The organism is Acaryochloris sp. 'Moss Beach' (assembly GCF_021497025.1).
GTDB lineage: Bacteria > Cyanobacteriota > Cyanobacteriia > Thermosynechococcales > Thermosynechococcaceae > Acaryochloris > Acaryochloris marina_A.
This window is the reverse complement of record NZ_CP071717.1, coordinates 4149854-4175193: the sequence shown is the minus strand read 5'-3', so window position 1 is coordinate 4175193 and position 25340 is coordinate 4149854. Positions and strand designations below refer to the sequence as shown.

Sequence of the window (25340 nt, the reverse complement as noted above, 5' to 3'; positions counted from 1 at the left end):
TTTGATGTCATTGAACCAATCCTTGCTGGTTTCAGTCTAAGGGATAGAGAAGAGCTGTCGGTAATAAATTATTGAAAGAAAATTAAAGGTGAGTACCGAACAACTGTCAACCGATGATTCAGACCATGCCTTAATTCAAGGTTGTTTGCGGGGCAGTACCCAAAGTTTCCGGGTTTTGTATCGTCGGCATCAGGCTCGGGTGCGGTCAACTCTGATGTCTCTATGTGATCCAGAGGTATTAGATGACCTCGTTCAGGATGTGTTTGTTCGGGTATGGAAAGGGTTACCCAAAATGGAAGGTCGGGCCAAGTTTACGACTTGGCTCTATCGAATTACGTGGAATGTGGCCGCAGATTATCGACGGTCGGCAGCCCAAAAGCGAATGCGCTGGCAATCCCTCACCCATCAGCTTCCCAGCCAATCCACTGCCCCCAATTGGCAGCAGCTTCACTATCAGGATTTGATTAAACGAGGCATGACTCAACTGAGCTTTGAACATCGCAGTGTGATCGTGCTCCATGATTTACAAGATCTCCCTCAGCAAGAGATTGCCGAGATGTTTGAAATTCCTGTGGGCACCGTCAAGTCTCGTCTACATCATGCCAGAGCAGCCCTCCGAAAATTTTTGCAACATGAAGGGATTTCCCTATGAACCACCCTCCTGATCCTGATCTGAACGGCTCTGATGCCCATGAGGAGTCACTCCCTGATGACGCTTTGGTGAACTTTCTCCAACGTTATCAGCCAGAAGTGCCCGACTCGTCCCTAGGCTTAGAGGACAGGATTCTCCATGCCGTTTTGGATGAAGTTACCCAGTCCCCCTCAACCCCAACATCGTTGGAGCCTGAGGGGTGGAAGATGGCCAGATGGGGTATTCCGGCTGCGATCGCAACAACCATTGCGCTGTTCTGGGGCGGATCACAAATTTGGCGAACGGCAAAACAGCCTATGCCACCCGATGGAGAATTAGAAGCCTTTGTGGCGGAGAGTTGGTCTAGCGCTTTTGACCCCTTCAATGACGGGGAAACCGATTTATTGACGGATCCCTGGGAATGGTGGGGACAAAGGCCATCAGCATCCGTCATTGCTAAATCTAATACCGTTACGTGCAAGAGGTCCAGACCATGTCACGAATAAGCAAAGGAGTCGTTATTTGTTTCGCCCTGATCGGGATATATTCCCTGGGGCAATGGGTGGGAAATACCTTGCAGCCGAGTGTGGCTCAATCCCCTGAACGTCAAAGACAACGTCCCGGACTATTCCAAGACTTGCAGCTTTCTCGACAACAGCGACGGGAGATTCGCGCCATCCGTCAACAGTATGGTCCTCAAACCCGAGAGAAAGCCCAGTTACTGCGGCAAACTCGGAAAGAGTTGAAGGCCATGATTGCTGGAGAGGCTCCTGACACAGAGGTTCGCACCCAGTTTCAGGCCTTAGATCAGCTCACTCAGGAAACCCTGAAGCTGCGGTTTGAGAATATGATGGCCATTCGCAAGATCCTCACACCAGACCAACGGCAGCAGCTAGCTGAAAAGTTAGCAGAGCGACGGCGGCAGCGACGCTTCAATCCTGAGAGCTAGCCTCGGGTCGGAGCACTTTGGTGATTTCTTGGATAACGGAGTCACAGACAGACTCTAAGGCTTGATTAGGCTTGAGCAGAATATGAACATCTGCCTGCCGATAGAGAGGTCGCCGTTGAGTCAGCAACTCTTCTAAGACTTGTTGGGGATTCAGTTTTTGCAGCAACGGCCGGGACTGGTCCTCTTGGAGACGCTGCCAGAGCTGTTCGGCTTCCACATCCAGCCAGATTACAAGGCCATGCTGCAAAAAGCTCCAGTTCTTTTTCTCCAGAACAATCCCACCCCCTGTGGCAACCACAAGCTTAGTGTGGGCAGCCACTTCGGACAGGACCTTGGATTCAACCTGCCGAAAATAATTCTCACCAGATTCAGCAAAGATATCCGTGATCGCTTTACCCGTGAGTTGGGTAATCAGGTCATCGGTATCGACAAAGCCGTAACCCAGTTGTTTAGCTAAGGCTCGGCCTGTTGTCGATTTACCACACCCCATCATGCCGACGAGGTAAAGATTGACCCCTTTAAGGTTAATCATTGCCAATTGCTGGGTGCTTAACCCGCTGCATGATCTTTGAAAGACTTATAGGCTTTCTCAGAATCGTAAAGGTGGCATTCTTCAGAAATTTCTTTCATCAAGGCCCAATTAAATTCGCGCTCATACACATATTGACCCCAATTGTCCTTCAGGCTTTGATGGGCCATACGCAGGTTGTAGGAAGGAATCGCGGTGGAAACATGGTGAGGAACATGGACATTGATATCGTGGCACAGGAATTCAACCCAGCCAGGATATTTACAGTGCACTGAACCCACAAGCTGAGCTTCTGCGGCGTTCCAGACTTCAGTCGGTTGAAAGGGAATATCAGAAGCAGTGTGGTGAACGATGGTGAAGGTGCTCATCCAGAAGTGATAAACCATCCAAGGAATCAACCAAAACTTGACGAAGCCCCAAATGCCAGCGGTGTAGATGATGGCAGGAAATGCGATCGCAGCGAACAATACGGCAACGCCAATGGAAAGCTTGACATCATCCTGGTCCTTCTCATCAAAGGTGGTCCAATTGAAGTGAAGATTGGCCCAGTGGACAATAGACCCCACCCACCAGAAATAACCGCGAATTTGCTCATAAACTGTGCGAATGACCGGATCAAGGCTTTCATATTCAGCGCTATCAAAGGGCCGCCAAGCATTGTCTACATCTAGCTCATTGGTATGAGTATGGTGAAAGTTATGCAAGATTCGCCAGCAATGAAAGGGATAGACCAGAGGTGCCATAAACAGATGACCCACCAGATCATTCACCCACCGGTTTTTAGCAAAAGATCGATGCCCTGCATCATGACCAATCACAAAGAAACCCGTCAGGGCCGTGCCCGTAAAGATCCAGGCAATGGGTAGCAAATACCAAGGAGAATTGATAATTGCTACATAGCCCAAAGCGACCATCAGCACATTGATGATGGCACCCGTCCAAGCCTTCGCTGCATTTTGCTTAAAGCAATCCTTGGGCAGAGATTTGATAACATCTTGTAGGGTAATCGTCGGATCTGTAAGCGTCCGCAATTGAGAGTCAGACTTGACAAGGGATGCAGTCATAGCTGAATTAGGAATCTCCTGAGCTGAAATATGTGATCAAGCACCCTCTATCAGTCTTGCCATTAGCCAAGCATGCTGTAATGCTTCAAACTTGGACGGGTTATATGGGCTTCTGATCCTTAGGGGGCTACTATTGCAAAGCATTTGAGACTTGAATTAATCGCAAGACAAATCAATATTTCTCAAAAGCACTTTACACAACTAAACTTATGTTTTTATAACATAATCTGGGGATCAATCGGTGTTTTTGCTCGGGGATTCCTAGGACGGCAACCCGTTTATAGACAGTGACTTTAGCGAACCCATTCCTGAGTGAATTACCATAGGGACAGTCTTCTTTTCAGCCCCATTCAGCCTCTTACTTCGTTACATAACTTTATGAGTTCAGATTCGCGCCGATACCACATCACCACCTATGGCTGTCAGATGAATAAAGCTGACTCTGAGCGGATGGCAGGGGTTTTGGAAAACATGGGATACCAATGGTCTGAGAACCCAGATGACGCCAATCTGATTCTCTGCAATACCTGCACCATTCGAGACAATGCCGAGCACAAAGTCTATTCCTATTTAGGGCGGCAAGCGAAGCGCAAACATGCACAACCGGATTTAACCTTAGTCGTCGCAGGCTGTGTGGCCCAACAAGAAGGGGATACCCTGCTGCGTCGCGTGCCCGAACTAGATTTGGTGATGGGTCCTCAGCACGCCAATCGGCTCCAGGATTTATTAGAACAAGTGGCCAGCGGTCAACAGGTGTTGGCAACGGAACCGATTCAAATTGTGGAGGATATTACCAAGCCTCGTCGGGATAGTACCGTCACTGCTTGGGTAAATGTGATCTATGGGTGTAATGAGCGCTGTACCTATTGCGTGGTCCCCAATGTTCGAGGGATAGAACAATCTCGCACCCCAGAGGTCATTCGAGCCGAGATGGTCCAGCTCGGAGAACAAGGCTTCAAAGAAGTGACGCTTCTAGGACAAAATATCGATGCCTATGGCCGTGACCTACCCGGAACAACTCCAGAAGGGCGGCATCAGCATAACCTGACGGATTTACTTTACTTTGTCCATGATGTGCCCGGCATTGAGCGAATTCGATTTGCCACCAGCCATCCTCGCTATTTTACGGAGCGTTTGATTCAGGCTTGTTATAAGCTGCCCAAAGTGTGTGAGCATTTCCATATCCCCTTTCAGTCTGGGGATAACGATATTCTCAAGGCCATGTCCCGAGGTTATACCCAGGAGAAATACCGCCGCATTATTGATAACATTCGTGCTGTGATGCCGGATGCTTCCATTAGTGCCGATGTAATTGTCGGTTTTCCTGGGGAAACGGAAGAGCAGTTTATGAAGACTTTTCAGTTGGTGGAAGAGATTGAATTCGACCTGGTTAATACGGCAGCTTATTCTCCTCGTCCCAATACCCCTGCAGCTTTATGGGATAACCAGCTGAGTGAAGAGGTGAAAGCTGATCGGTTGCAGCGGTTGAATCGTTTAGTAGGAGTGAGTGCGGAGTTGCGATCGCAACGTTATGCCAACCGCATCGAAGAAGTGCTCGTAGAAGACCAAAATCCCAAAGACCCTACTCAAGTTATGGGCCGAACCCGGGGCAATCGTCTCACCTTCTTCCCTGGCAAAATTGAAGAATTACGGGGTCAGATCATTTCGGTAAAAGTGATTGAGGTACGTCCTTTCAGCCTGACCGGAGAACCTCTGTCAGCTTTGGCGACTGCCTCTAGTTAGAAGCAGTTTATTTATGAAGTTAATCCCATATCAGCAGACTAATCTTGATGTTCATTCTTCAGCGTCTGGATATAGTTAGAGACGGAACCATCCCAATGACACAGACTGCAATACCCATGTAAGAAGTTATGCTCACACTTCGGATAACCATATAAATAATGAGCACATTCAGGACATAGATGGGCCATCCATGGCTGAGAGACCAAATATGAGCTTCTGCATTCGTCACAGGATTGAGTGTGGGAAAGTGTCAATAGTTTTAATCCTCATTCAGATCACATCTATGGCATAGCATTAGGAATTCGGGGCATATCTCATCCCTGGGAGTTGATTAACCAAACCTTGTAACTCTAACTGCAGTATCTCACCCGATACTTCTCCTGCTGATAGTTCAACTGATTGAACTATCAGATCGAAAGGGACAGAGCCATCACCTGATTGTTGGCAAAGCTGGCTCACCGTTTTCAGAATTTCTGCTTGCACGGGTGGCAGTGTAGAAGGAATTTCAGGAATGCTAGAAGCAGGGTCTGGTGATAAGGGTGGAATCGTACCTAACTGGTCCAGCAATTGACCAATCCCTAAAATGAGTTGGGCGCCTCGCTGCACTAGTCCCAAACACCCCATCGCTCGGGGATTATCCAAGGAACCGGGCAGAACATAAATATCGCGATTGTACTCATTGGCCTGATACGCCGTAATTAACGCCCCTGACTTCGTTGGGGCTTCCATCACTAGCAAAGCTCGACATAAACCCGCCACAATCCGATTACGACGGGGGAAATGGGCTCGATTGGGTTGGGTCCCTGATGGATACTCGCTCAAGAGCAAACCTTGTTGCTCAATTCTTTGATACAGCCCTTGGTTCCGGGGTGGATAAATCATATCCACCCCCGTTCCTAGAACCGCAATCGTGCGTCCACCGCCCTCAATACAACCCAAATGGGCCTGGGTATCAATTCCTTCCGCCATCCCTGACACAACAGTGATTCCCCGCTTTGCTAGAGCATAAGCAATCTTTCGAGTCCACCGCTTGGCATATTCAGACGGATCTCGTGTTCCCACAATCCCCACCAGAGGAGTACTACCCTGATTTTCAGAAAGCTGAACTTGGCCTCGATAGTAAAGCAGCGGTGGTGAATCAGCAATTTCCGTGAGTATCCGAGGATATGCTTCATCCGCCATGCACCAAAAACTAGGATTTTTCTGTACATGCTGAGCAAGCAGATCCGTAGGATTTTCCCCTTGGCGGTGCTTCTGGATCGCCCTCAGGGTTTGAGCCCCAATCCCCGTTACCGTTCCTAGGGTGGCAGCATCTGCTGACCATGCCGAGGACAAAGTGCCGAAACGCTGCTGCAAACGCTTAAGGACAATCGGACCGATACCTGGTATCTGCGACCAAGCCAACCAATAGGGGCGTTCTTCCACCTTTTCACCAACTACCGATACGGTTTACGCACCTAAAATATCGTGTTTATGCACCTAAAATAACGACTCCAATGGTGCAAAGTATCGTGAAGGCCAAGATCAAAGGAAAAAATATTAGATGCTCGTTCCTAAAATCTTAAGCGGCTTCAACAGGTTTAACTGCTTGTTTTGAGAAACCTTGCTTCGTCAATTCCTGGTTCAACAGCAAGCTATTCTCTACTCGGTCTACAAACATAACGCCCGTTAAATGATCCATTTCATGCTGAATCACCCGTGCCAACAGCTCTGTCGCCACAATCAGTTGCGGCCTGCCTTGCTCATCTTTATAAGCAACTTCAATTTGGGCCGGTCGTCGCACATCTAGATACACCCCAGGAATACTCAGACAACCTTCTTGGCCTAAAGCTAAGTCATCACTATGGCGACGGATCTTAGGATTCAGCAGAATAATTGGCTGGTTGGCCGGTTCTTCTGGATCGGTATCGACCACGATAAGCTGCTTGCCTACGGCTACTTGGGGCGCTGCAAGGCCAATACCATCAGCGCTATACATCGTTTGCAGCATTTGACGGGCCAATTCCCGAATCTCATCATCCACTTTGGAAATTCGCTTGGCTGATTGTCTAAGCACGCGATCGCCGAGGGTATGAATATTTAGCGGAGGATTTTTAAGTTTGCGCTTTTCAACCAGAACTTCAGAAGACATAACCAAGCGTATAGGGTGGAACTGTAATAGATTAAGAGAATTTTTCTCTATCTTTCAATTGTACTCAATCCAGGTTAGGTCCCTCAAAATTGCCAAACCTCAAGTTCCCCAATCTATCCTGCAGATAGTAATAGCCGGGTGTGTTGAGTTCAACACACCCGGCTATTACCTGAAAAAATCAGGGAAAATAGATTTTTGATAGTTTAATCGAAGTTCCTGTTTCCCTAGATTTAAGGTCTACGCAACTGATCACGATCATGCAGCAAGCGCAACAGAAAATGAATGGACAAAAGATATAGAGCCGAAATTGTCAGAATCAGGATGGGGAAAGGGATAGTTGGCATGGCAGAGGAGTGTAAGAGGGAAAAAGTAGATTTAGAATTAGCAGTATCAACGCAATGAGGTTGACCTAGCCTACTTTTTTAAGAATGCAAAACTTCCACGATGAGCAGGATAAGTTCCTCTCAACCGCGGCACGGCAACCTAGGGCAGGCCATTTTTCAGCACAGGTGCGCCAAAAAAAATCTCATTACAACAAAAGCAAGTTAACTGGCAAAAAAGCTCACTTAACTTATTACTCCCAACACCCAAGGCATATAGAAAAATCGCGCAGAAACGTTACACATTTTCTAGGCGGACTAGCTCTCTAAACAGTCGAAAAAAGATCGTGTATATCTCTTTTCTTTTCGTAGAGCGAGAATATCAGTTTTTCTAATCCCTTGGATTCCAAGTTAACACAGCCATCTAGGAATTGTCAGTCCCATTCCTGAGTAAAATTAACAATAGTTAACAATCCCTGAAAATGTTCTTGGTTAACATTTTCAGGGATTAAATTTGCAGATAAATATTATTTACAAGAATAAAATAATGTGTTTCCCTAACTGAACGCTCACTATTTCTGGGTGGATAGAACCATAAGATTATTTAATCGTTTAGGTGAACACTGACCGTTTAGCTTGAAAAACTGATAGACACTTGAGCTGGTGCTAGGTATCTGCAATCAAGACCAGTTTAGGCTACCTAGATCAAAAAGAGCATCCATTGCTCATTAGCAAATGGATGCTCAGAAAATTAATACCCCTATTGCTTATAAAGCTGAGGGTTCAGAACTTAAAACAATCCCAAAGTCAAAGACTTATCAATGGGGAGTGTTGCACCAATTCCTAACCATAAGGTGAAGACTACGCTAAATAAGAAGACGCTAGTCGCAATGGGTCTGCGGAATGGATTCTGAAACTTATTCACATTTTCAATGAAAGGAATAAGCATCAATCCCAAAGGAATTGTGGTTTGAATGAGTACGCCCAACAATTTGCTGGGTACTGTCCGCAAAATTTGGAAGACAGGGTATAAATACCATTCAGGCAGAATTTCCAAGGGGGTGGCGAAGGGGTTAGAAGGCTCACCAATCATGGCTGGGTCTAAGACCGCTAAGCCGATGACCAGCGAGATCGTTCCCATAATCACCACTGGGAAAATGTAAAGAAGGTCATTAGGCCAAGCAGGCTCACCATAATAGTTATGGCCCATGCCTTTCTTCAGCTTTTCCTTTAACTGCGGATCGCTTAGATCAGGCTGTTTAAGTATTTTTGCCATGGTTGCGCGTGTTCTCCGTTCTATTTTTGGGTCAGCAGGTGAGGGTTCTCACAAAGACTTACGTCAAAAGTCCAAGACTCCGAAAACAGAAAACCCGATTCAGAGCCTAAAAAGAGTTTACAAAGGGCCAGAAATACCTTGCTTCCGAATCATGAGGAAGTGAAGCAGCATGAACACTGCAATCAACCAAGGTAGAACAAAGGTGTGCAAACTATAAAAACGAGTAAGGGTAGATTGACCAACGCTAGTGCCACCACGTAGCAGCTCAACGATGGAAGAACCAACCACAGGAATTGCTTCAGGAACACCTGAAACAATTTTGACAGCCCAGTAACCCACTTGGTCCCAGGGCAGAGAGTAGCCTGTTACACCAAAAGTAACGGTAATCACAGCTAAAACAACGCCAGTGATCCAGGTCAGCTCTCGGGGCTTTTTGAATCCGCCAGTTAAATAAACCCGGAAGACATGGAGAATCATCATCAAGACCATCATGCTGGCTGACCAGCGATGGATGGAACGAATCAACCATCCAAAATTAACTTCAGTCATGATGTACTGAATGGAGTTAAATGCTTCAGTGACCGTCGGCCGATAATAGAAGGTCATTGCAAATCCAGTGGCAAACTGGATAATAAAGCAAACTAAGGTAACTCCACCCAGGCAATAAAAAATGTTGACGTGAGGCGGCACGTACTTGGTGGTGACGTCATCGGCAATCGCCTGAATCTCAAGGCGTTCCTCAAACCAGTCGTACACTTTGCTCATAAAGCTAGGGGTTCCAAAAAATGTATCGCTCTTCATAAAAAATGTAACACAGTGCCTATACCCCTTTCAGAAAATCGTGGCGGTATTTTCCTGACTCACGACGATTGAACTCTTTTTTGAGAATGGCCAAGTAAAAAATCAACGTTACAAAGCGCTTTAGAGGAGCTAGAGGAGCAAGATAAAGCCGAATATCGTTAGAATTTACAAATGATTAAACGTATTGTTAGCTATATATTTATTCTGCAATTTGCCTTCATCCTAGCTGTTGCTCCTCCTGCAACAGCCTTGACTGAAGAACAGTTGCTATATAACGAAGCTTGGCGTCTGGTGGATCAAGCTTATGTGGATGACTCCTTCAATCATCAGGATTGGCGAATGGTTCGTCAAAAGGCATTAACGAATCAAATGCCGGATCGGGAGGCTACTTACAAGGCCATCCGCGATATGTTGGACAGCCTGGGAGATCCCTTTACGCGTCTATTACAACCCAAGCAATACAAGAGCTTAAAGACCAGTACGTCTGGAGAGCTAACTGGAGTCGGCTTACAAATCATTCAGAATGAAGAGTCTGGCTATTTAGAGGTCTTAGCACCTATTGAGGGTTCTCCAGCTGCGATCGCAGGTTTGCAAGCAGCGGATCAAATCCTCAAAATTGACAATATTCCCACCACAGATCTGTCCCTAGATGAAGCGGCTGAGCGCATGCGTGGCCCCGTTGGGTCAACCGTGAATTTAAAAGTGGAACGACTCGATCAAGGCGTATTGCTGTTTCCCATCAAACGCGATCGCATTGCCATTAACCCGGTATTTGCTGAATTGCGACCTCAGCCCAACGGTCAGGACATTGGATTTATTCGTCTGCGCCAATTCAACGCCAACGCCACCCAGGAGATGCAGGCAGCCATTACCCGTCTAGAAGCCGAAGGAGCTGAAGGCTATATTTTGGACCTGCGAAATAATCCAGGAGGCCTTTTGCAAGCCGGGGTTGAAATTGCTCAGATGTGGCTTAACCCTAGTCCAATTGTCTATACCGTTGATCGACAGGGTATTCGCAATAGCTTTGACTCTAAAATGGGTTCTCTAACGGATGCACCTCTTATGGTTTTGGTAAATCGGGGCAGTGCCAGTGCCAGTGAAATCTTGGCAGGTGCCTTGCAAGATAATGGTCGTGCCCAATTAGTAGGAGAGCAAACCTTTGGCAAAGGCTCAATTCAATCCCTGTTTAATTTGTCTGATGGCTCAGGTCTAGCGATCACTATCGCTAAATATGAAACCCCTAGTCATCGCAATATCAACAAGGTGGGCATTAAACCCGATAAAATCGTTGATCTCAAAACCCTGCGTAGTGACCAAGTGGGGACGGATGCGGATACCCAATATCAGCAGGCCCTCAAAATCCTGGCAGAACCGGCGGTGATTGCCAGTGCAGCCTCTACCTAGTCGGACTTACCACGATCCCTTACATGGGAGCATTACCTTAACAGCCCAAGATCCGGTTGAATCTCTGCTAATTCAGTTGATAGATACCCCTGAATTTCAGCGATTACGGCGTATTCGCCAGCTCGGGACAGCCAGTCTCACCTTTCATGGAGCTGAAGGCTCTCGGTTTACTCACTCTTTGGGGGTGATGCATGTCGCTCGGCTGGCCTTTGATCGATTAATCCAGACCTATCCTCAACTGCAGTCCTACCGTGCCCTCGTCCTTTGTGGAGCTTTGCTGCATGATATTGGTCATGGTCCCTATAGCCATACCGGCGAGGACATTTTTAATAGTCATCATGAGACTTGGACTCGCACGATTCTGAGGGAGTCTCCCCGCATCCGCACCTTGCTCGATCAGTTTGATGCTGATTTAGCGGTTCAGTTAGAACAAGTCTATTTAAAGACCTTTGAGCTACCCATTGTCAGCCAACTGGTGTCGAGTCAGTTGGATTGTGATCGCCTCGACTACCTTCTACGAGATAGCTATTTCACCGGGGCTTCCTATGGCCAGTTAGATTTAGACCGAATTCTAATGGCGTTGGATTATGACCCCCAAACCCAGCAGTTAGTCGTGAAACAGAAAGGACAAGCTGCCATTGAGCATTATTTGGTGGTTCGCTACTTTATGTATGCTCAGATTTACAATCACCCCAAAAATTTGGCGTCTGCCTGGGGCTTAGTGCAAGCCTTTCGGCGAGCCAAAGAGCTATTAAAGGAAGGGAAAATTAGCGCCGATCAAACGGTGAGGGCCTGGCTATCCCAGACGGACGGCAATTTATCTTTGCAGGATTATCTAGCTGCAGATGATATTGTTTTTACCTACCATCTGCACCAATGGCAGCAAAGTAATGATGCCATTTTGAGTAATTTATGTCGCCGCCATCTCAATCGAGATTTGATGAAGGCAATGGATATTACCCATCTGACCGCAGCTCAACAGCAAGAGTGTTTGGCCCATAGCCAGGATTTGGTGCAGGCACAAGGCTGGGACCCAAAATACTATACGGGGCTACAAGTGGCGTTGACTCGGGGCTATACCCTATACCAACGGGGCATCAATTTACTGACGAGGCAAGGGCTGGTTGAAATTAGTGACGTTTCGGTCCTCGTCCAGGCTTTAATCCAACCCTTTCGACGAAGCTGGATTATTTATCCCCCAGGGATTGAAAGTGATTTAAATCAGATCCCTGTTTTACGGGAACAGCGCTAGCAATAGTCACGGTACAAAGCTGAGCTGGGCACTCCAGAAAATTGAAGCAGGGGATAGTGAAATTCGCCTTCAAAGCATCGGTATCCCTGAGGGAAAAATGGGTAACATGGTTACATCACATCTCTGCCGATAGCAATCGATCAGTGATGCGTATAGGGTCATGGTAGGCTTAACCCTGATTAAGCAGATGATCTTGAGATATAGTTTTATTTCTGCCCGATAAATTATTTTGAAGTTGTTATTCCCTTAAAAACACCATGGATGCTGACCAGGAAACAAAGACGACTGCCAACTTGGATGTAAGCACCGAAACTTCTGGAAGCTTGTCTCCTCTTTCTGCGGACGACTCCACTACGATTGACGTTAATGAGATTGGCAAGCAGTTAAGAGACTTTGTGGATACTTTCCCCAAACAGGTGGGAGAAACCTATTCCATTTATAAGAAACCTCTAAATCTGTTCTTAGTCATTTCTGCTGCAGCGATTGCGGCAGCGGTTGCAAATGGAGTTTTAGACGTTCTCAATTCAATTCCTTTTGTTGCGCCACTCTTAGAGCTGATTGGCTTAGGCTATTCCGCTTGGTTTGCCTGGAATTACTTAACCTATGCTGAGAAACGGCAGAAATTAGTAGACGACTATCGTCAGCTCAAAGATAAAGTTACAGGTGGGTCTCGCTAACACAACTCCCCAGATTTTATGACTTAGTGAGGCTGCAATTAATTGCAGCCTCACTTGTTTTTTGGAGCCAATGCTAGGAGTTGATACGCTCCAACTGCCACAGGATTTGGTTACCTTCCCGGCGCACACGGGAGATTAGCCAGTTGCGCCACACCCATTCATCTCCTCGACTGGTCACTGCATTTGCATGCACTGCCATCAGGTCAGCTAGCTCAGAGCTGCTAATCAAGTAACCTTCTTTAGCAATATGATCGGCAATTTCTAAGGTCTCAACTAAATCTTGCAGATGAGACACTCTTGATTCACTGACCGGATGGTCTGAGTGCTCGGGCGGATGTTGATTTGATTCGGAAGATTCAGGCATGGCAGTCGTAGGGTTGGATTGGTGAAGATCAGGAGTTTGACGTTGGGAGAAGGAACGGGCGATCTGGTCACAGCGTTCGTTACCTTCATGGCCTGCATGAGCGCGGATATACCGCCAGTCTATGGAAGCGTCATTGAGTTGATCGAGCTGTTGCCACAAATCTTGATTCAGAACATCTTTACCTTTAGCCGTTTTCCAACCTTTGCGTTTCCATCCCGACAACCACTTAGTAATGCCGTTTTTAACGTACTCGCTGTCAGTATAGAGGGGAATGGTCTTGGGTAATGGTTTGTCTTGCAACAATTCTAAGATTGCGATCGCAGCCTGCAATTCCATCCGATTATTCGTCGTTTGGGGAGAAAATCCACCAATTTCATGGCAGGATCCATCTTTGAAGTAGATGACACTGCCCCATCCACCTGGTCCGGGATTCCCCGAACAAGCGCCATCGGTATAGATACTTTCAATGTCAGAAAAAGCAGGCATGGTCAGTCATCATTACAGCAATCGTCGCTCCTATCCTATGCTGATTGGTCGCAACGAAAACGGAATTGATTATTCATAGAGGAAACAGCATGCCCCCTTTAATTGTGGCCACCCAAAACCCCGGCAAATTAAAAGAAATGCAGCAGCACCTAGCCGATTTGCCCTGGGACCTGCAGCTGATGCCCCCGGATCTGGAGATTGAAGAAACGGGCACCACCTTTAGGGAAAATGCCATTCTTAAAGCAACCCAGGTGGCTCAACACCTAGGGCAATGGGCCATTGCTGATGATTCAGGCTTAGAAGTTATGGCTCTGGATGGAGCACCCGGCCTTTACTCGGCTCGATACGGCAAAACGGATACAGATCGGATTCAGCGTCTGCTGACAGAACTCCAGGGGAAGGCCGATCGCAGTGCTCAATTTGTCTGTGTGATCGCGTTAGCCCGACCAGATGGTAGCGTCGCCTGCCAAGCGAAAGGGATTTGTCCAGGAGAAATCCTGCAAGCCCCTCAGGGAGAGGGAGGCTTTGGCTATGATCCCATTTTCTATGTTCCGTCTCAGCAGCAAACCTTTGCCGAACTATCGGCAGCCGCCAAACGCCAGATCAGCCATCGAGGGGAAGCCATCAAGGCCCTGATGCCTCAACTATTGGCCCTGGAGGTCTAAGGTGAAATGACTAAATGCCACTCGGCATCCGTCTGTGTGAGGGTGGGCTGCGGGGTGTCCCCCACCACATAAGGCCCCCAGTATTTTTGCGATCCATCTAGGGCAAAGGCCATCAGGATATCGCCTTGGTAAAGCTGCATAGGGCCAGAGGGCAAGGAGACTTTGAGGCCGCCAATACTCCCTTCTTGGGGGGCAAAGTCCCAATGGACAGGCTCTTTAAAGTGCGGTGTTTCAGGAGGACTGGGATGGTTGGGATCGAGGTGGCTGCGCAGTACGATGCGAATGGGGAATTGGGTTTGATTACTAATGCGCAGGACATCGGTACGGGGGTCAATGGAAGGAGGCGGTTCTTTTTTGGCGATCACCTTCGGTCGGCCTTTAGCCATCGCATCTGGAACCGTCGGTTTCACTTCCAACACCGGCGGCGCTTTCTCAGCTGTGACTGACGGTTCAATCCAAATGCTGAAGTACAGCTGCGTTAACAATAGCGCCCCTGAACCACCTACAACTGCAGCTAGCACCATGGGTACGATTCCAGATTTCGAAGCCATCCTTTTTTGGCCTCCGTATATTGATGAGTTATCCTATCGCATTTTCTCCCTCCGCACATCCATCCGGAGGAATGCCTTAACGTCCTACCAGTCCTGTCCAAGCTAGAGCCATCACCATTGCAGCGGTAGCCCCAATCAACGTATTAATCCCATTCACCACTTCATTGGTGAGCCAATTGAACTGGGATTGCACCGTGGCTCCAATCACGCTTTCCAAATTGGTGGCAATAAAAGCTGCAATCACACACCAGACCACCCCGACCCCAGAGATTAAGCCCACTGCCCAGGCCAAGAGAGCAATCACCACCGAAGCCGCCATGCCAGCCACCGTCCCCTCTAAACTGACAGCCCCTTCAGTCCCCCCGAGGTACGGGCCGCAATGTCGTAATCAGAAAAGTACGATTGCCATAGGCTTTGCCAATTTCACTGGCAGTGGTATCAGACAGTTTGGTACTGAAACCACTTACATAGCCCAAGCAAAACAAAGGTTGGTATTGCGGGAACACTAAAGTGGCTAGGGCACAGAGGGTAGAGCTAGCAGCAGACCCCCCAAACATTTTCAGGCCCCCCTAGCCCCAGAGCGCTTCTCAGCGATACCAGCGGCTTCTTTTTCCGCCATGCCGACTTTGGTGACTGCTGATCCAGCCAAAAAGTAGAATAGAACGACACCATATCCCGTCCAGCCCAAAACACCCCAGACAATCACCCCTAAAATCCAGGCATGGACTAGCCCTGCAGGCGTTAAAAGTTTGGAGACGAGTTTCCAGCCCACTAATCCCAACCCTGTATTTAACAAGGCTGCGAGTAGCCAGGGATTCAACTCTCCAATGGCATCAATAAAAGTCATTTTTGGGAAATATTTAACCTATGGACACACAACCGCCCACCACTGACTTCATCCTATTCCACCTCGCTTTTCCTGTCACGAATATCCCAGAGACAAAAGCCTTTTATCAGCAAGGTTTAGGATGTGAGTTGGGTCGAGAAAGTCCCCAGTCTCTGATCATGAGCCTCTATGGCCATCAGTTAGTGGCCCATGTCACTCACCAACTGCTAGAACCCCAAAAAGGTATCTATCCTAGACATTTTGGACTGGTCTTCTCTCAGGAATCAGCGTGGCAAGAACTAGTGGATCGAGCGGAAAAACATCAGCTAAGTTTTTACCAACCGCCACGATTACGCTTTCCAGATCAGGCTCTAGAGCATTTCACTGTTTTCCTAGAAGATCCGTTTCACAACTTGTTGGAGTTCAAGCATTACCGCAATTCAGACGTGATTTTCGGCGGCCATGAGTTCAAACAGATTGGAGATATGCCTTAGGTTTTGGCACTTTGAGTTTGAATGCGTTGGGCAAGATAACGTCGCCATCGACTCCAGCCAAATACCGCTGCAACCCCGATAATAATCGCCACAATACTAACTACACCGGCTTCCGGACCAAACGCCCCTCCCGTAATCCAAACCGGGCCGGTTACCCTATGGTCAATCCAATGAAAGCTAGTGAATCCGCTGACGGGAAAACCAAACACAACGCCTTCAAAGAAGTTCCAACCCGCATGAATGCCGAGGGGTAACCATAGTTGCTGGGTCACGAGCCAGGCAAAGGCCAGCCAAAGGCCAGCTAGAAAAATAATAATAGTGGAGAGGGCCCCGGCATTGGCATTACCGATGTGGCGAGCGGCAAAGAAAATTGAAGTTACAACAATGGCTAAGGCCAAATTGAACCCTTCCTTGATATTTTGGAGATAATAGCCACGATAGGTTAATTCCTCTTGCCAAGAGGGGCATAGCCCTAGGACTAATAAACCTGCCAAGGTCTCGGATACAACAGTCCCCATCGAGTCTTGTTGCCATCGATAGCCAATGAATTTCAGCCATCCAGCTTGGTATTCAACCGTATAAATACCTGCCATCAATACCCCAGCGAGCAAGAACCCAAACAGTAAATCCCACAACATCCAAACATTCACTTCTAAGCCGATGGAGTCGAAGGAGTGTCGATCGAGGTAGCGACGGGCTAGGAAAATGGAGAGGGTAGTTGCGGCGACGAATAGCAGCTTGTCAAAGATAAAGGCCTGTTGAGTGGCATCAGAGACATTTCGAAAAAAAAATAAAGTGGAGAAAGATATATAAAACAAGCTCTAGCCCATTCTGGGTAAGAATTCGCCAGCCTGCTCGCAGCCTACGGGGGGCGTCGACCAAAAAAGATAGTCCGAAGTTCAATACTCACAGGATGTACTGGACCTGCTGCTTAAATATTGAAGATATTTTTGAATATAAAGTCATAAATATGGGACTAATTATCCTGTAATAACCAGATTATCGCGATGGACGACGGTTTCTGCTCCAGCATATCCAAGTACCTGGGGAATATCTTCTGATTGACGCCCCTGAATGCGCTGCAGCTCATCACTACTATAGTTGACCAAGCCTCGTGCAATTTCTATGCCCGCAGAATCATGGAAACAAACCGCTTCTTGGCTTTGAAACTCTCCTTCAACCGCCGTAATACCCGCCGCTAGCAAGGATTTACCCAGCTTTGTAATTGCCTTCGCTGCTCCATCGTCCAAAATCAGTGTACCTGTCGGGACAAGGGCATGGGCAATCCAATGTTTACGGGCATTATGGGGCCGTGGATGAGGTTGAAATTGGGTGCCAAGCGATTCGCCAGCCAGAATCCGGGGAATATTCTCAGGGGTTTTGCCTTGGGTAATGACGGTACGAACACCCGCATTAGTTGCGATCGCAGCTGCGGAAATTTTGGTAGCCATGCCTCCCGTCCCCCACTGAGATCCCTGAGCGCCAGCATTGACATTTAGCGCAGTCAATTCCTCCATCCGCTCGACGGTGACAATGGGCTGGGCATCCGGCTGGGTACGTGGATCAGCCGAATAGAGGCGATCTACATCTGTGAGAATAAAGAGCCAGTCTGCCTGAACTAATCCTGCCACTAGGGCGGATAGGGTATCGTTATCTCCAAACCGAAGCAACTCATCCACAGCCACCGTATCGTTCTCGTTCACAATCGGTATCACACCTAATTTGAGCAGCTCTTGCAAGGTATTGGAGGCGTTGATATACCGACTGCGATCCGCTAAGTCTCCACGGGTCAGCAGGACCTGGGCAATGGGCTGTTGCAAACTAGTGAAAAAATCATCGTAGATGCGCATCAATCGCCCTTGACCGACTGCAGCGACAGCCTGCTTGAGGGCAACGACTTTGGGCCGTTCTGCTAACCCTAACCGTGCGCAGCCAATCCCGACGGCTCCAGAGGATACGAGAATCACTTGGTTGCCCGCTTGCCGCAGTTGGCTGAGGACTTCCACGAGGGATGCAATGGTCGCTAAAGCCAAATGCCCAGTGTCTGGGTTGGTTAAGCTGGAAGTGCCAATTTTAAGAACTAAGATTTTCGACATATAGTCTCTGATATTTTTTGGGGAAGACTAGACCCACAGATACCTAGGTTAAAAGAATATAGGTATCATGCCTTACTTACGTCATTTCTAACATTGCTCCGAGGCAAAGAGCGAATGAAGAAATTGAGGACATATCCATTTGCTCGTCCCATAGTGGTACTGGATATCTCAAGGCTAGTAGCTAGCAGATCAAACATGATAGATCGACTAAACTCACTTAATCTTGTCGCTTCGTTTCGGTTGACTCCTAAGTTAGGGTGGTTGGATGAAAGCCCACATCCTGAGTGATTTACATATTGAGTTTGAGGATTTCGCTCCTCCACCCACAGATGCAGATGTAGTCATTCTGGCGGGGGATATTCATGTGGGTAAAAAAAGCATTGAGTGGATAAAAACTAGATTCCCTGATCAGCCCGTTATTTATGTGCTTGGTAATCATGAGTACTACGGCAGGGCATTTCCAAAACACATCCATGATCTCAAGAAATTGGTCGAAGATACGAATATCCACCTTTTGGAAAACGATCGCTTAGTCATCAATGGCATGACATTTCTGGGGTGTACTTTATGGACAAACTTTAAATTGTTTGGTGAACCCAAAATCGCAGGCTACGAGGCAACTCAGACCATGACGGACTACCGTAAAATTCGTGTGAGCCCGGACTATCGCAAGCTGCGATCCGTTGATACGGCAATCATTCATCAAAAATCCTTGAGCTGGTTATCTGAAGAGGTGAAACAGCTCAAAACGATGCAGAGCAAAGTTGTGATTGTGACCCACCATGCCCCCAGCAAACGTTCAATTCCCTATCACTACCAAGAGGATATGTTGAGCGCGGCCTATGCATCGCATCTAGATCCGTTTGTTGCCAACTCCCACGCAGCGGTATGGGTTCATGGCCATGTCCATTCAGCATATGACTATGCCATCGGCAACACGCGGGTAATTTGCAATCCCAGAGGCTATCCTGATGAACCCAATGAGCGTTTTATCCCAGATCTCGTGATTGAGATTTGACCGTCATCAGAGATGGTTTTAGATCACCCGCAGCAATCTTGCTCTCTACAATGGATTGAACCTATGGCTAATTCAGCACTGACGCTTCCCTATTTTGATCTGATTCTGAAACAACTCGATCAGGGCGACGCTATTTTTGAGCAAGCCTTTGGTCGCCATGTCCATTGGGGCTATTGGGCCAATCCAAACCAGGCTACCTATACGGCCAAGGATTATGGGGCTGCAGCGGAGCAAATGAGTGTTGAAATTTATTCTGCGGCTCAGGCTCAAGACCAGCAAACCATTTTGGATGTGGGTTGTGGAGTAGGGGGAACCTTAGCCAGCTTGAATGAGCATTTTACGAATGTCAGCTTGTTGGGGCTGAATCTGGATAAACGCCAGCTTGCCTATGCCCAAGAGACGGTTACCACTCGGCCAGCAAACACCATTGAGTTTACCCAAGGAGATGCTTGTGCGTTGCCCTTTGCAGATGACTCAGTAGATGCGGTGTTAGCGGTTGAATGTATTTTTCATTTTTCTGATCGCAAGCAGTTTCTGCAGGAAGCATTTCGTGTGCTTAAACCGGGCGGTTGGTTAGCGATTTCTGATTTTGCACCATTTGAAATGGAAGGATGGCCCGCTTTTTTCTGGCAGTCGACTCCTGTCTTGCCCAGTTTTTATGGATCGTTTGATATCACCTACACTCTCCAAAAATATCGGTCGCTGTCTGAGCAAGTTGGCTTTGGGGTGATGCAGTCTAGAGACATTACTCAAAATACTTTGCCTACTTATGGATTCTTTCAACGGCTTCCTTTGGCTATCGAGATTTCGCCGGATTTGTTACCTGCGATCGCACAGACGCTACTGCTCGAAGGAACCAGTCGTTTGGGCTTACTGCGGTACATGATTTTATCGTGGCAAAAACCATCAGCCATCTAGGGGATGTACCAGTCTGATCGTGCTATGGCGATGGGTTAGATTCCTGAAAATAGCCTCTAGGGGTAATCATCCAATCCTGGTGAAACCGAGTGGTGGCATTGCCAATGATCACGGTACTGAGCATATCTACGGGCAAAGTATCAAGCTCAGCCAGCGTTCCGAGATGAGTCGTTTGGTCTGGACGATATACCGATCGCACGACGGCTACAGGCGTTTGCGGATCTCGATGTTTCAAACAGATCTGCTGGGCCTTGATTAAGTGTTCGATACGCTTTTGCGATCGCGGATTGTACAACGCCATCACAAAATCAGCAGCAGCAGCAGCCTCTAGTCGCTTCTCAATCACGGGCCAAGGCGTCAGTAAATCACTCAGGCTAATGGCACAAAAATCATGCATCAGGGGCGTACCGACTTGAGATGCAGCCGCTTGCAAAGCAGAAATACCAGGAAAAATCTGGACGTTAGGGGTCTGTCCATCCCAATCGTTCTGCTGCAATGCTTCCATCACTAAACCGGCCATACCATAGATGCCCGCATCACCAGAAGAAATCACTGCTACCGTCAGCCCCCACTGGGCTAGATCGATGGCTCGTTGGGCGCGTTGGCGTTCTTGGGTAATAGGGGACGGTTCGATGATTTGGCCAGGACGAAACTGCGATCGCACCAAGTCCACATAGAGGGTATAACCAATCACTACATCTGCTTGGGTAATGGCAGTTTTGGCCGCAGGAGTCATTTGTTCCAGTGCACCAGGCCCTGTTCCCACTAGTAAAAGTTGCCCTGTACGCCCAGTATATTCTTGCTCAGCCTGGGCAATAGCAACGGTGACCGCTCCGGGTTGTGCCGGGTCTTTAAAGATTTGCTTCGTGACTAGGAGAGTATCTTGCTGAGCAGCCTTGAGGGCAGCAGCTTCAGCAACGCTGGGTGTCCCTACTTCGGTCTTAACGACATCAGAAGGAGTAGGGACTGAAATACTCTGTAAGTCTTCAGGGGAAAAGCATTGCAGAGGCCAGTTAGCCTGTTGACAGAGTTCGATTAATCCAACTTCATCGGCTTTCAGATCTAGGGTGGCAATCCCGGCAATCGCTTCCCCAGCGAGTTGATATTGTTCACAGACTTGGCGTAGGGCTTGCTCCATAAGCTGTCGGGAAGTGCCCCGCTCACAGCCCATCCCTACCCAGAGGACACGAGGATGCCATTGAACGGTGGCTTCGTCTGCAGATGGAGCTTTGGGGCTGATCCAAATTTGGGGAGATTCGGTATCGCTAACGAATTTATAGGTGTGAGATGGGGGTAAATGGGCTTGCCACAGTTCGGAGCCAGCGGCTTGATGAACGGTGATGGTCTCGCCACGGGCAATGGCTCCGGCAACGGCATTCCAGTCTCCTGCACTTCGTTGCCAGCCGAAGGGTACACCGAGGGTATCGATGCTGGGCAGATTTGCGGCGTTGCTGGCCCCGGTGAGGATGGGGGGGGGGTGGCTCCAATTTGTTGGGCGAGGAGCTGGGTGAGTTGGTCGGCTCTGCCGAGGTGACCACTGCACAAGCTGATTACAAACTGGCCGGGTTCATCGAGGACGACGACGGCAGGATCTTGGGATTTATCAGATAGGAGAGGAGCGATCAGGCGGACGACAGCGCCGGTGGCGAGGCAGAATATTAAGCCCTGATGGTCATTCCACAAGGCTTGGAGATGGTCTTTGAGGGGGGCCTGTGTAGGCTTGGGTGTTAGGTAGGTGGGCGAGGGTGGCGGGGACCCAGAGGGTGGCTCCGGTTTGTTGGCAGAGGGGGTGGAGGGTGTGGACGGCGTTGGGGGGGTGGTGGCGAGGGTGGCTAAGGGCTGGAAGGTTTGAAAGAGGCTTGGACTCAAGAGGGAAATTCCTAGTAAAAGTGATGAGAATTTAAGGTTGGATAGGCCCCTTCTTGGTGGGGGGGGGGCCGAGTGCTGGCATTTCAACAGCAGGATCATCCATCAACCTGCGGCGGAGAGATTCATATCCTGCTGTACTTTCTAGTACGTAATAACTATAGGGCTTAAGCCATTTGTGAATATGCTGGGAGTTTTTCTGCTCAAACACAATAGGGATAAATTTGTCGTTAATCATTCCTGCTTCATAAAGTTCTTGGAGCATAAGGACGCTTTCAAAACGAACGCCTGACTTACGTCCTTGTTGTGAACGTTCAGTGTACCGTTCTGTAAACACAATCAATACAAAGTCTGATTCTTCGACTTGTTTATCCATCCATAGAGGCCAACCTTCGGAGGGATTGCTGATGTACTGGTCTATTCGGCAATCTATACCATCAGCGCGTAATTGATTGGCAAGGTCTAGAACTTGTTTTGAATGCCCTTTAGAGTCATGGCTGTAACTGATCAAAGCACGAGGTGATGCTGAAGGTTGGGTGGCAGTATCCAGCTTTTTAAGGTCCATTTTGTTTGAAGATTCTTTGCCATGCTTACCGGTTTGCTGTGCAGCCTCATCCATGACATCATCAATGAGACTGCGCACATTAACCATTTGGTAACTAGTTTGGCATTGGATCGTGGTTTGCCGATCTTCTAGAAATCTCCGTAGGATTTCAAACCTGTAGAAATATGGTGTTTGACTACTGTTACATGCTTCGCAATTGCAAGGAATAAGCTGACCATATTTCAGTCGCTCATATGAATTTTGAATTTTTTCTAGTTCATGACAAATTATCGTCAGTAACTCTTTTTTTCGCTTCCCAGATACACGGATACTAATATTTCCTTTATGAGCACGATAGGTTTCAATAACTTCCGCTTTAGTTTGGTTCTGCTGGTCTTGATTTAAGATCACCCCACTTTTCCAAACGCAGTTTTGGCAATCAATCCAATCATGCATCTCGACAATAAAAGGGTGAGAATGCCTTTGGGCATAAATTCGTACTCATAACGCAACATCAGGTTGTGACTAGAGTCCCAGTCATAGTCCGGTTGATCAGGGCTAAGCAGTTGGGGAGCTATATATGAACCAGGACAATTAGGGATTTCATAGCAGAGCTTGAAATTTCTCATGAGTTGTAGCAACTCGTCCCGCATGGTGGCATATTTTTCTTCTTGCCAAATATTGACTAGGTCTTGGCTAGAAAAGTGACCTAAATTGCTGACTACTTGCGAATTATCTAAGACTTTGTAGACGGCATCCGTACCCCAGGTTGGCTTGAGAATGACGGTCTTTTTCAGTAAGGCATCTTTTTGAAAATGTAGGCAGACCCCTAAGTCGTGTAGATATTCGCTCAGTTGCAGTTTATCTTCAAGCTCAGTAAACCCATTCTTTTTGCATAGTGTGAGGTATTCACTCAAAGGAATATGGTTGCGAATGTCCTTCTCCAGAGCTTGACGAACCTGGACCCATGTTTTTGGCAGTGGGGTGCCAACGTGGGGTAAGTCACTGATATATTTTTTAATCTTAGACAGAACTTCAGGCAATCCACGCTGTGTTTCTAAGTTTGTGGCTAAAGTCTCTTTGAGATTAGTAAACTCTCCGCGAAGTTGTCGCTCATTGATCTCTCGTTTTCGGTCTTGTTTCTCATTTTTGATAATCAAGAGCGGGCTGTTGTCGCTTTGCAATTCCACTACATTCAGCCAATAATTGAAATCGGTGTCTTCCCTACGACTGTCTGCTACTAGCGCATACAAAGAGCGTTTGGTTAAAAAAAATTGATGAGTGGCATGATAAATTTCTTGTCCTCCAAAGTCCCAAATATTGATTTGAAAGGTTGTGCCGTTGTTTAGGGGGAAACGCCACTGGATAACCTCAATTCCTTCTGTAGATTCTTCATTGGGTTGAAGTTGATAGTTCTGATCCTCAATCTTTTTAGCTAAGGTTGTTTTTCCCGCCCCTGGTTCACCAATGATCAATAATTTGGCCTCGTAAAGTCGAACAGTCTGCGCGATTTTCAGCGAGCGATAAAAAGCAAAAATTTGAGTTGGTTCATTTGGCTCATCCCAAGTTCCCAAAATTTCGGGTGGAATTGGCAAGGAATTACCACGAAGATCTACCTTTGATAATTGGGCTAGTTTATCTATTTCGTCAGGCAAGCTCGTGAGTTGATTCTTTTCTAAATCAAGTTCTTGGAGGTTGGTGAGTTGTCCAATCTCCGCGGGCAGCTCGCTCAGGGAATTGGAGCTGAGGTCGAGCTGTTGGAGGTTGGTGAGTTGTCCAATCTCCGCGGGCAGCTCGCTCAGGGAATTATAGCTGAGGTCGAGCTGTTGGAGGTTGGTGAGTTGTCCAATCTCTGCGGGCAGCTCGCTCAGGGAATTGTAGCGGAGGTAGAGCTGTTGGAGGTTGGTGAGTTGGACAATCTCCGCGGGCAGCTCGCTCAGGGAATTGGAGCGGAGGTAGAGCTGTTGGAGGTTGGTGAGTTGGACAATCTCCGCGGGCAGCTCGCTCAGGGAATTTTCGCTGAGGTAGAGCTGTTGGAGGTTGGTGAGTTGGACAATCTCCGCGGGCAGCTCGCTCAGGGAATTTTCGCTGAGGTAGAGCTGTTGGAGGTTGGTGAGTTGGACAATCTCCGCGGGCAGCTCGCTCAGGGAATTTTCGCTGAGGTAGAGCTGTTGGAGGTTGGTGAGTTGGACAATCTCCGCGGGCAGCTCGCTCAGGGAATTTTCGCTGAGGTAGAGCTGTTGGAGGTTGGTGAGTTGGACAATCTCCGCGGGCAGCTCGCTCAGGGAATTTTCGCTGAGGTAGAGCTGTTGGAGGTTGGTGAGTTGGACAATCTCCGCGGGCAGCTCGCTCAGGGAATTTCCAAGCCATCTTAATTCCTTAGCGTCCCACTTTCCTAAAATGAGACTTTTTAGCTGAGTCAGCTTGCCAATTTCTGGTGGTAAAGTTGTTAGTCCATTACCCGAAAGATCAAGCTCTGTAAGTTTTTTAGAAGCAGCATTCTCGATGATTTTCAGTAGTTCTTCTTGCGTCATCAGCTAAAGTCTTTAGGATGCAAAGAATAAAAATTATAGAGATAGTAAACTCTTGATGAGTCTAATTTCACTGTACTTTAGCAGCATAATTTAAGGCATTTTCTCACATATAGCTTGCTTTAATCTGGCAAGAGCAGCATCGCGGTAAAACACTGAAAAATACTCTGGTATCCACTCTGCAAGTCCTGTAAATATCAGATT

Annotated in this window: 22 protein-coding genes and 3 pseudogenes; 11 read left to right on the top strand and 14 right to left on the bottom strand. The window is 47.8% G+C overall.

What is annotated here, in order from left to right; translation table 11 throughout:
• The first annotated feature begins 88 nt into the window (after positions 1-88).
• From HRE53_RS19730 to HRE53_RS19720, 3 genes are read left to right on the top strand one after another with little or no spacing between them, the layout of a single operon-like run.
• Positions 89-652, top strand: coding sequence for a sigma-70 family RNA polymerase sigma factor (locus HRE53_RS19730; protein ID WP_235107649.1), 564 nt, complete (start codon positions 89-91; stop codon positions 650-652).
• The gene (locus HRE53_RS19725) at positions 649-1137 is read left to right on the top strand and encodes a hypothetical protein (protein WP_235107648.1); all 489 of its coding nucleotides are present in this window, start codon (positions 649-651) and stop codon (positions 1135-1137) included. Before HRE53_RS19730 ends, HRE53_RS19725 begins: the two co-directional genes overlap by 4 nt.
• A complete protein-coding gene (locus HRE53_RS19720; RefSeq protein ID WP_235107647.1) occupies positions 1125-1580 on the top strand; it encodes a Spy/CpxP family protein refolding chaperone in 456 nt (151 codons plus the stop codon). The genes HRE53_RS19725 and HRE53_RS19720 overlap by 13 nt, the downstream gene beginning before the upstream one ends.
• On the opposite strand, the gene HRE53_RS19715 is transcribed toward HRE53_RS19720, so the two are convergent.
• Together HRE53_RS19715 and HRE53_RS19710 are read right to left on the bottom strand one after the other, a co-directional pair.
• Positions 1564-2112: a shikimate kinase gene (locus HRE53_RS19715; protein WP_235107646.1), complete on the bottom strand. Its 549-nt coding sequence runs from the start codon at positions 2110-2112 to the stop codon at positions 1564-1566. The two genes, HRE53_RS19720 and HRE53_RS19715, sit on opposite strands and share 17 nt — an antisense overlap.
• Before the next feature lie 17 nt (positions 2113-2129).
• The gene (locus tag HRE53_RS19710) at positions 2130-3173 is read right to left on the bottom strand and encodes a fatty acid desaturase (RefSeq protein ID WP_235107645.1); all 1044 of its coding nucleotides are present in this window, start codon (positions 3171-3173) and stop codon (positions 2130-2132) included.
• 378 nt (positions 3174-3551) lie between these two features.
• Here HRE53_RS19710 and miaB point away from each other — a divergent pair, with 378 nt between their 5' ends.
• Positions 3552-4916, top strand: a complete 1365-nt coding sequence (miaB, locus tag HRE53_RS19705; RefSeq protein WP_235107644.1) for a tRNA (N6-isopentenyl adenosine(37)-C2)-methylthiotransferase MiaB — start codon at positions 3552-3554, stop codon at positions 4914-4916.
• 294 nt (positions 4917-5210) lie between these two features.
• Here miaB and dprA read toward each other — a convergent pair whose 3' ends face one another.
• The 4 genes from dprA to petB form a co-directional block, all read right to left on the bottom strand.
• A complete protein-coding gene (gene dprA / locus HRE53_RS19700; protein ID WP_235107643.1) occupies positions 5211-6341 on the bottom strand; it encodes a DNA-processing protein DprA in 1131 nt (376 codons plus the stop codon).
• Positions 6342-6477: 136 nt separating this feature from the next.
• Positions 6478-7047 (bottom strand): peptide deformylase, encoded by a 570-nt coding sequence (gene def / locus HRE53_RS19695; RefSeq protein ID WP_235107642.1) that lies wholly within the window; start codon positions 7045-7047, stop codon positions 6478-6480.
• Positions 7048-8157: 1110 nt separating this feature from the next.
• A complete protein-coding gene (petD, locus tag HRE53_RS19690; protein ID WP_012164940.1) occupies positions 8158-8643 on the bottom strand; it encodes a cytochrome b6-f complex subunit IV in 486 nt (161 codons plus the stop codon).
• Between the two features lie 117 nt (positions 8644-8760).
• Complete coding sequence (gene petB, locus HRE53_RS19685) at positions 8761-9408, bottom strand: cytochrome b6 (protein ID WP_010471635.1); 648 nt, start codon at positions 9406-9408, stop codon at positions 8761-8763.
• Positions 9409-9615: 207 nt separating this feature from the next.
• On the opposite strand from petB, the gene ctpA reads away from it, so the two are divergent.
• The 3 genes from ctpA to HRE53_RS19670 all read left to right on the top strand — a co-directional run bounded on the left by ctpA (position 9616) and on the right by HRE53_RS19670 (position 12777).
• Positions 9616-10848 carry a carboxyl-terminal processing protease CtpA gene (gene ctpA / locus HRE53_RS19680; protein ID WP_235107641.1) on the top strand — a complete coding sequence of 411 codons (1233 nt, stop codon included), beginning with the start codon at positions 9616-9618 and terminating at the stop codon, positions 10846-10848.
• Positions 10832-12100, top strand: a complete 1269-nt coding sequence (locus HRE53_RS19675; RefSeq protein WP_235107640.1) for an HD domain-containing protein — start codon at positions 10832-10834, stop codon at positions 12098-12100. The genes ctpA and HRE53_RS19675 overlap by 17 nt, the downstream gene beginning before the upstream one ends.
• Before the next feature lie 257 nt (positions 12101-12357).
• Positions 12358-12777: a CAAD domain-containing protein gene (locus HRE53_RS19670; RefSeq protein ID WP_212664935.1), complete on the top strand. Its 420-nt coding sequence runs from the start codon at positions 12358-12360 to the stop codon at positions 12775-12777.
• 73 nt (positions 12778-12850) lie between these two features.
• Here HRE53_RS19670 and rnhA read toward each other — a convergent pair whose 3' ends face one another.
• Entirely contained in the window at positions 12851-13627 is a 777-nt protein-coding gene (gene rnhA, locus HRE53_RS19665; RefSeq protein WP_212664934.1) for a ribonuclease HI, read from the bottom strand.
• 89 nt (positions 13628-13716) lie between these two features.
• Here rnhA and rdgB point away from each other — a divergent pair, with 89 nt between their 5' ends.
• Positions 13717-14292, top strand: coding sequence for an RdgB/HAM1 family non-canonical purine NTP pyrophosphatase (gene rdgB / locus HRE53_RS19660; protein WP_235107639.1), 576 nt, complete (start codon positions 13717-13719; stop codon positions 14290-14292).
• On the opposite strand, the gene HRE53_RS19655 is transcribed toward rdgB, so the two are convergent.
• Together HRE53_RS19655 and HRE53_RS19650 are read right to left on the bottom strand one after the other, a co-directional pair.
• Positions 14289-14843: a hypothetical protein gene (locus HRE53_RS19655; protein ID WP_212664932.1), complete on the bottom strand. Its 555-nt coding sequence runs from the start codon at positions 14841-14843 to the stop codon at positions 14289-14291. The two genes, rdgB and HRE53_RS19655, sit on opposite strands and share 4 nt — an antisense overlap.
• Positions 14844-14919: 76 nt before the next feature.
• Positions 14920-15690, bottom strand: a pseudogene (locus HRE53_RS19650) (TIGR00297 family protein).
• Between the two features lie 20 nt (positions 15691-15710).
• On the opposite strand from HRE53_RS19650, the gene HRE53_RS19645 reads away from it, so the two are divergent.
• Complete coding sequence (locus HRE53_RS19645; protein ID WP_235107638.1) at positions 15711-16163, top strand: VOC family protein; 453 nt, start codon at positions 15711-15713, stop codon at positions 16161-16163.
• Here HRE53_RS19645 and HRE53_RS19640 read toward each other — a convergent pair.
• Complete coding sequence (locus HRE53_RS19640; RefSeq protein WP_235107637.1) at positions 16160-16981, bottom strand: CPBP family intramembrane glutamic endopeptidase; 822 nt, start codon at positions 16979-16981, stop codon at positions 16160-16162. The genes HRE53_RS19645 and HRE53_RS19640 overlap by 4 nt on opposite strands.
• Before the next feature lie 162 nt (positions 16982-17143).
• The gene (proB, locus tag HRE53_RS19635) at positions 17144-18259 is read right to left on the bottom strand and encodes a glutamate 5-kinase (RefSeq protein WP_212664928.1); all 1116 of its coding nucleotides are present in this window, start codon (positions 18257-18259) and stop codon (positions 17144-17146) included.
• Between the two features lie 265 nt (positions 18260-18524).
• Between proB and HRE53_RS19630 the strand changes: the two genes are divergently transcribed.
• Both HRE53_RS19630 and HRE53_RS19625 read left to right on the top strand, forming a co-directional pair.
• Positions 18525-19277 (top strand): metallophosphoesterase, encoded by a 753-nt coding sequence (locus tag HRE53_RS19630; protein ID WP_235107636.1) that lies wholly within the window; start codon positions 18525-18527, stop codon positions 19275-19277.
• A gap of 63 nt (positions 19278-19340) precedes the next feature.
• Positions 19341-20195, top strand: coding sequence for a class I SAM-dependent methyltransferase (locus HRE53_RS19625; RefSeq protein WP_235107635.1), 855 nt, complete (start codon positions 19341-19343; stop codon positions 20193-20195).
• Positions 20196-20217: 22 nt separating this feature from the next.
• Here the strand turns inward: HRE53_RS19625 and cobJ are convergent.
• The 3 genes and pseudogenes from cobJ to HRE53_RS19605 all read right to left on the bottom strand — a co-directional run.
• A pseudogene (gene cobJ, locus HRE53_RS19620) lies at positions 20218-22064 on the bottom strand (precorrin-3B C(17)-methyltransferase).
• A 31-nt stretch (positions 22065-22095) separates the two neighbouring features.
• Positions 22096-22626, bottom strand: coding sequence for a toll/interleukin-1 receptor domain-containing protein (locus HRE53_RS35230; RefSeq protein ID WP_396133458.1), 531 nt, complete (start codon positions 22624-22626; stop codon positions 22096-22098).
• Positions 22627-22680: 54 nt separating this feature from the next.
• Positions 22681-25139 (bottom strand): annotated as a pseudogene (locus HRE53_RS19605) (COR domain-containing protein); the annotation flags it as partial.
• Between the last annotated feature and the right edge of the window lie 201 nt (positions 25140-25340).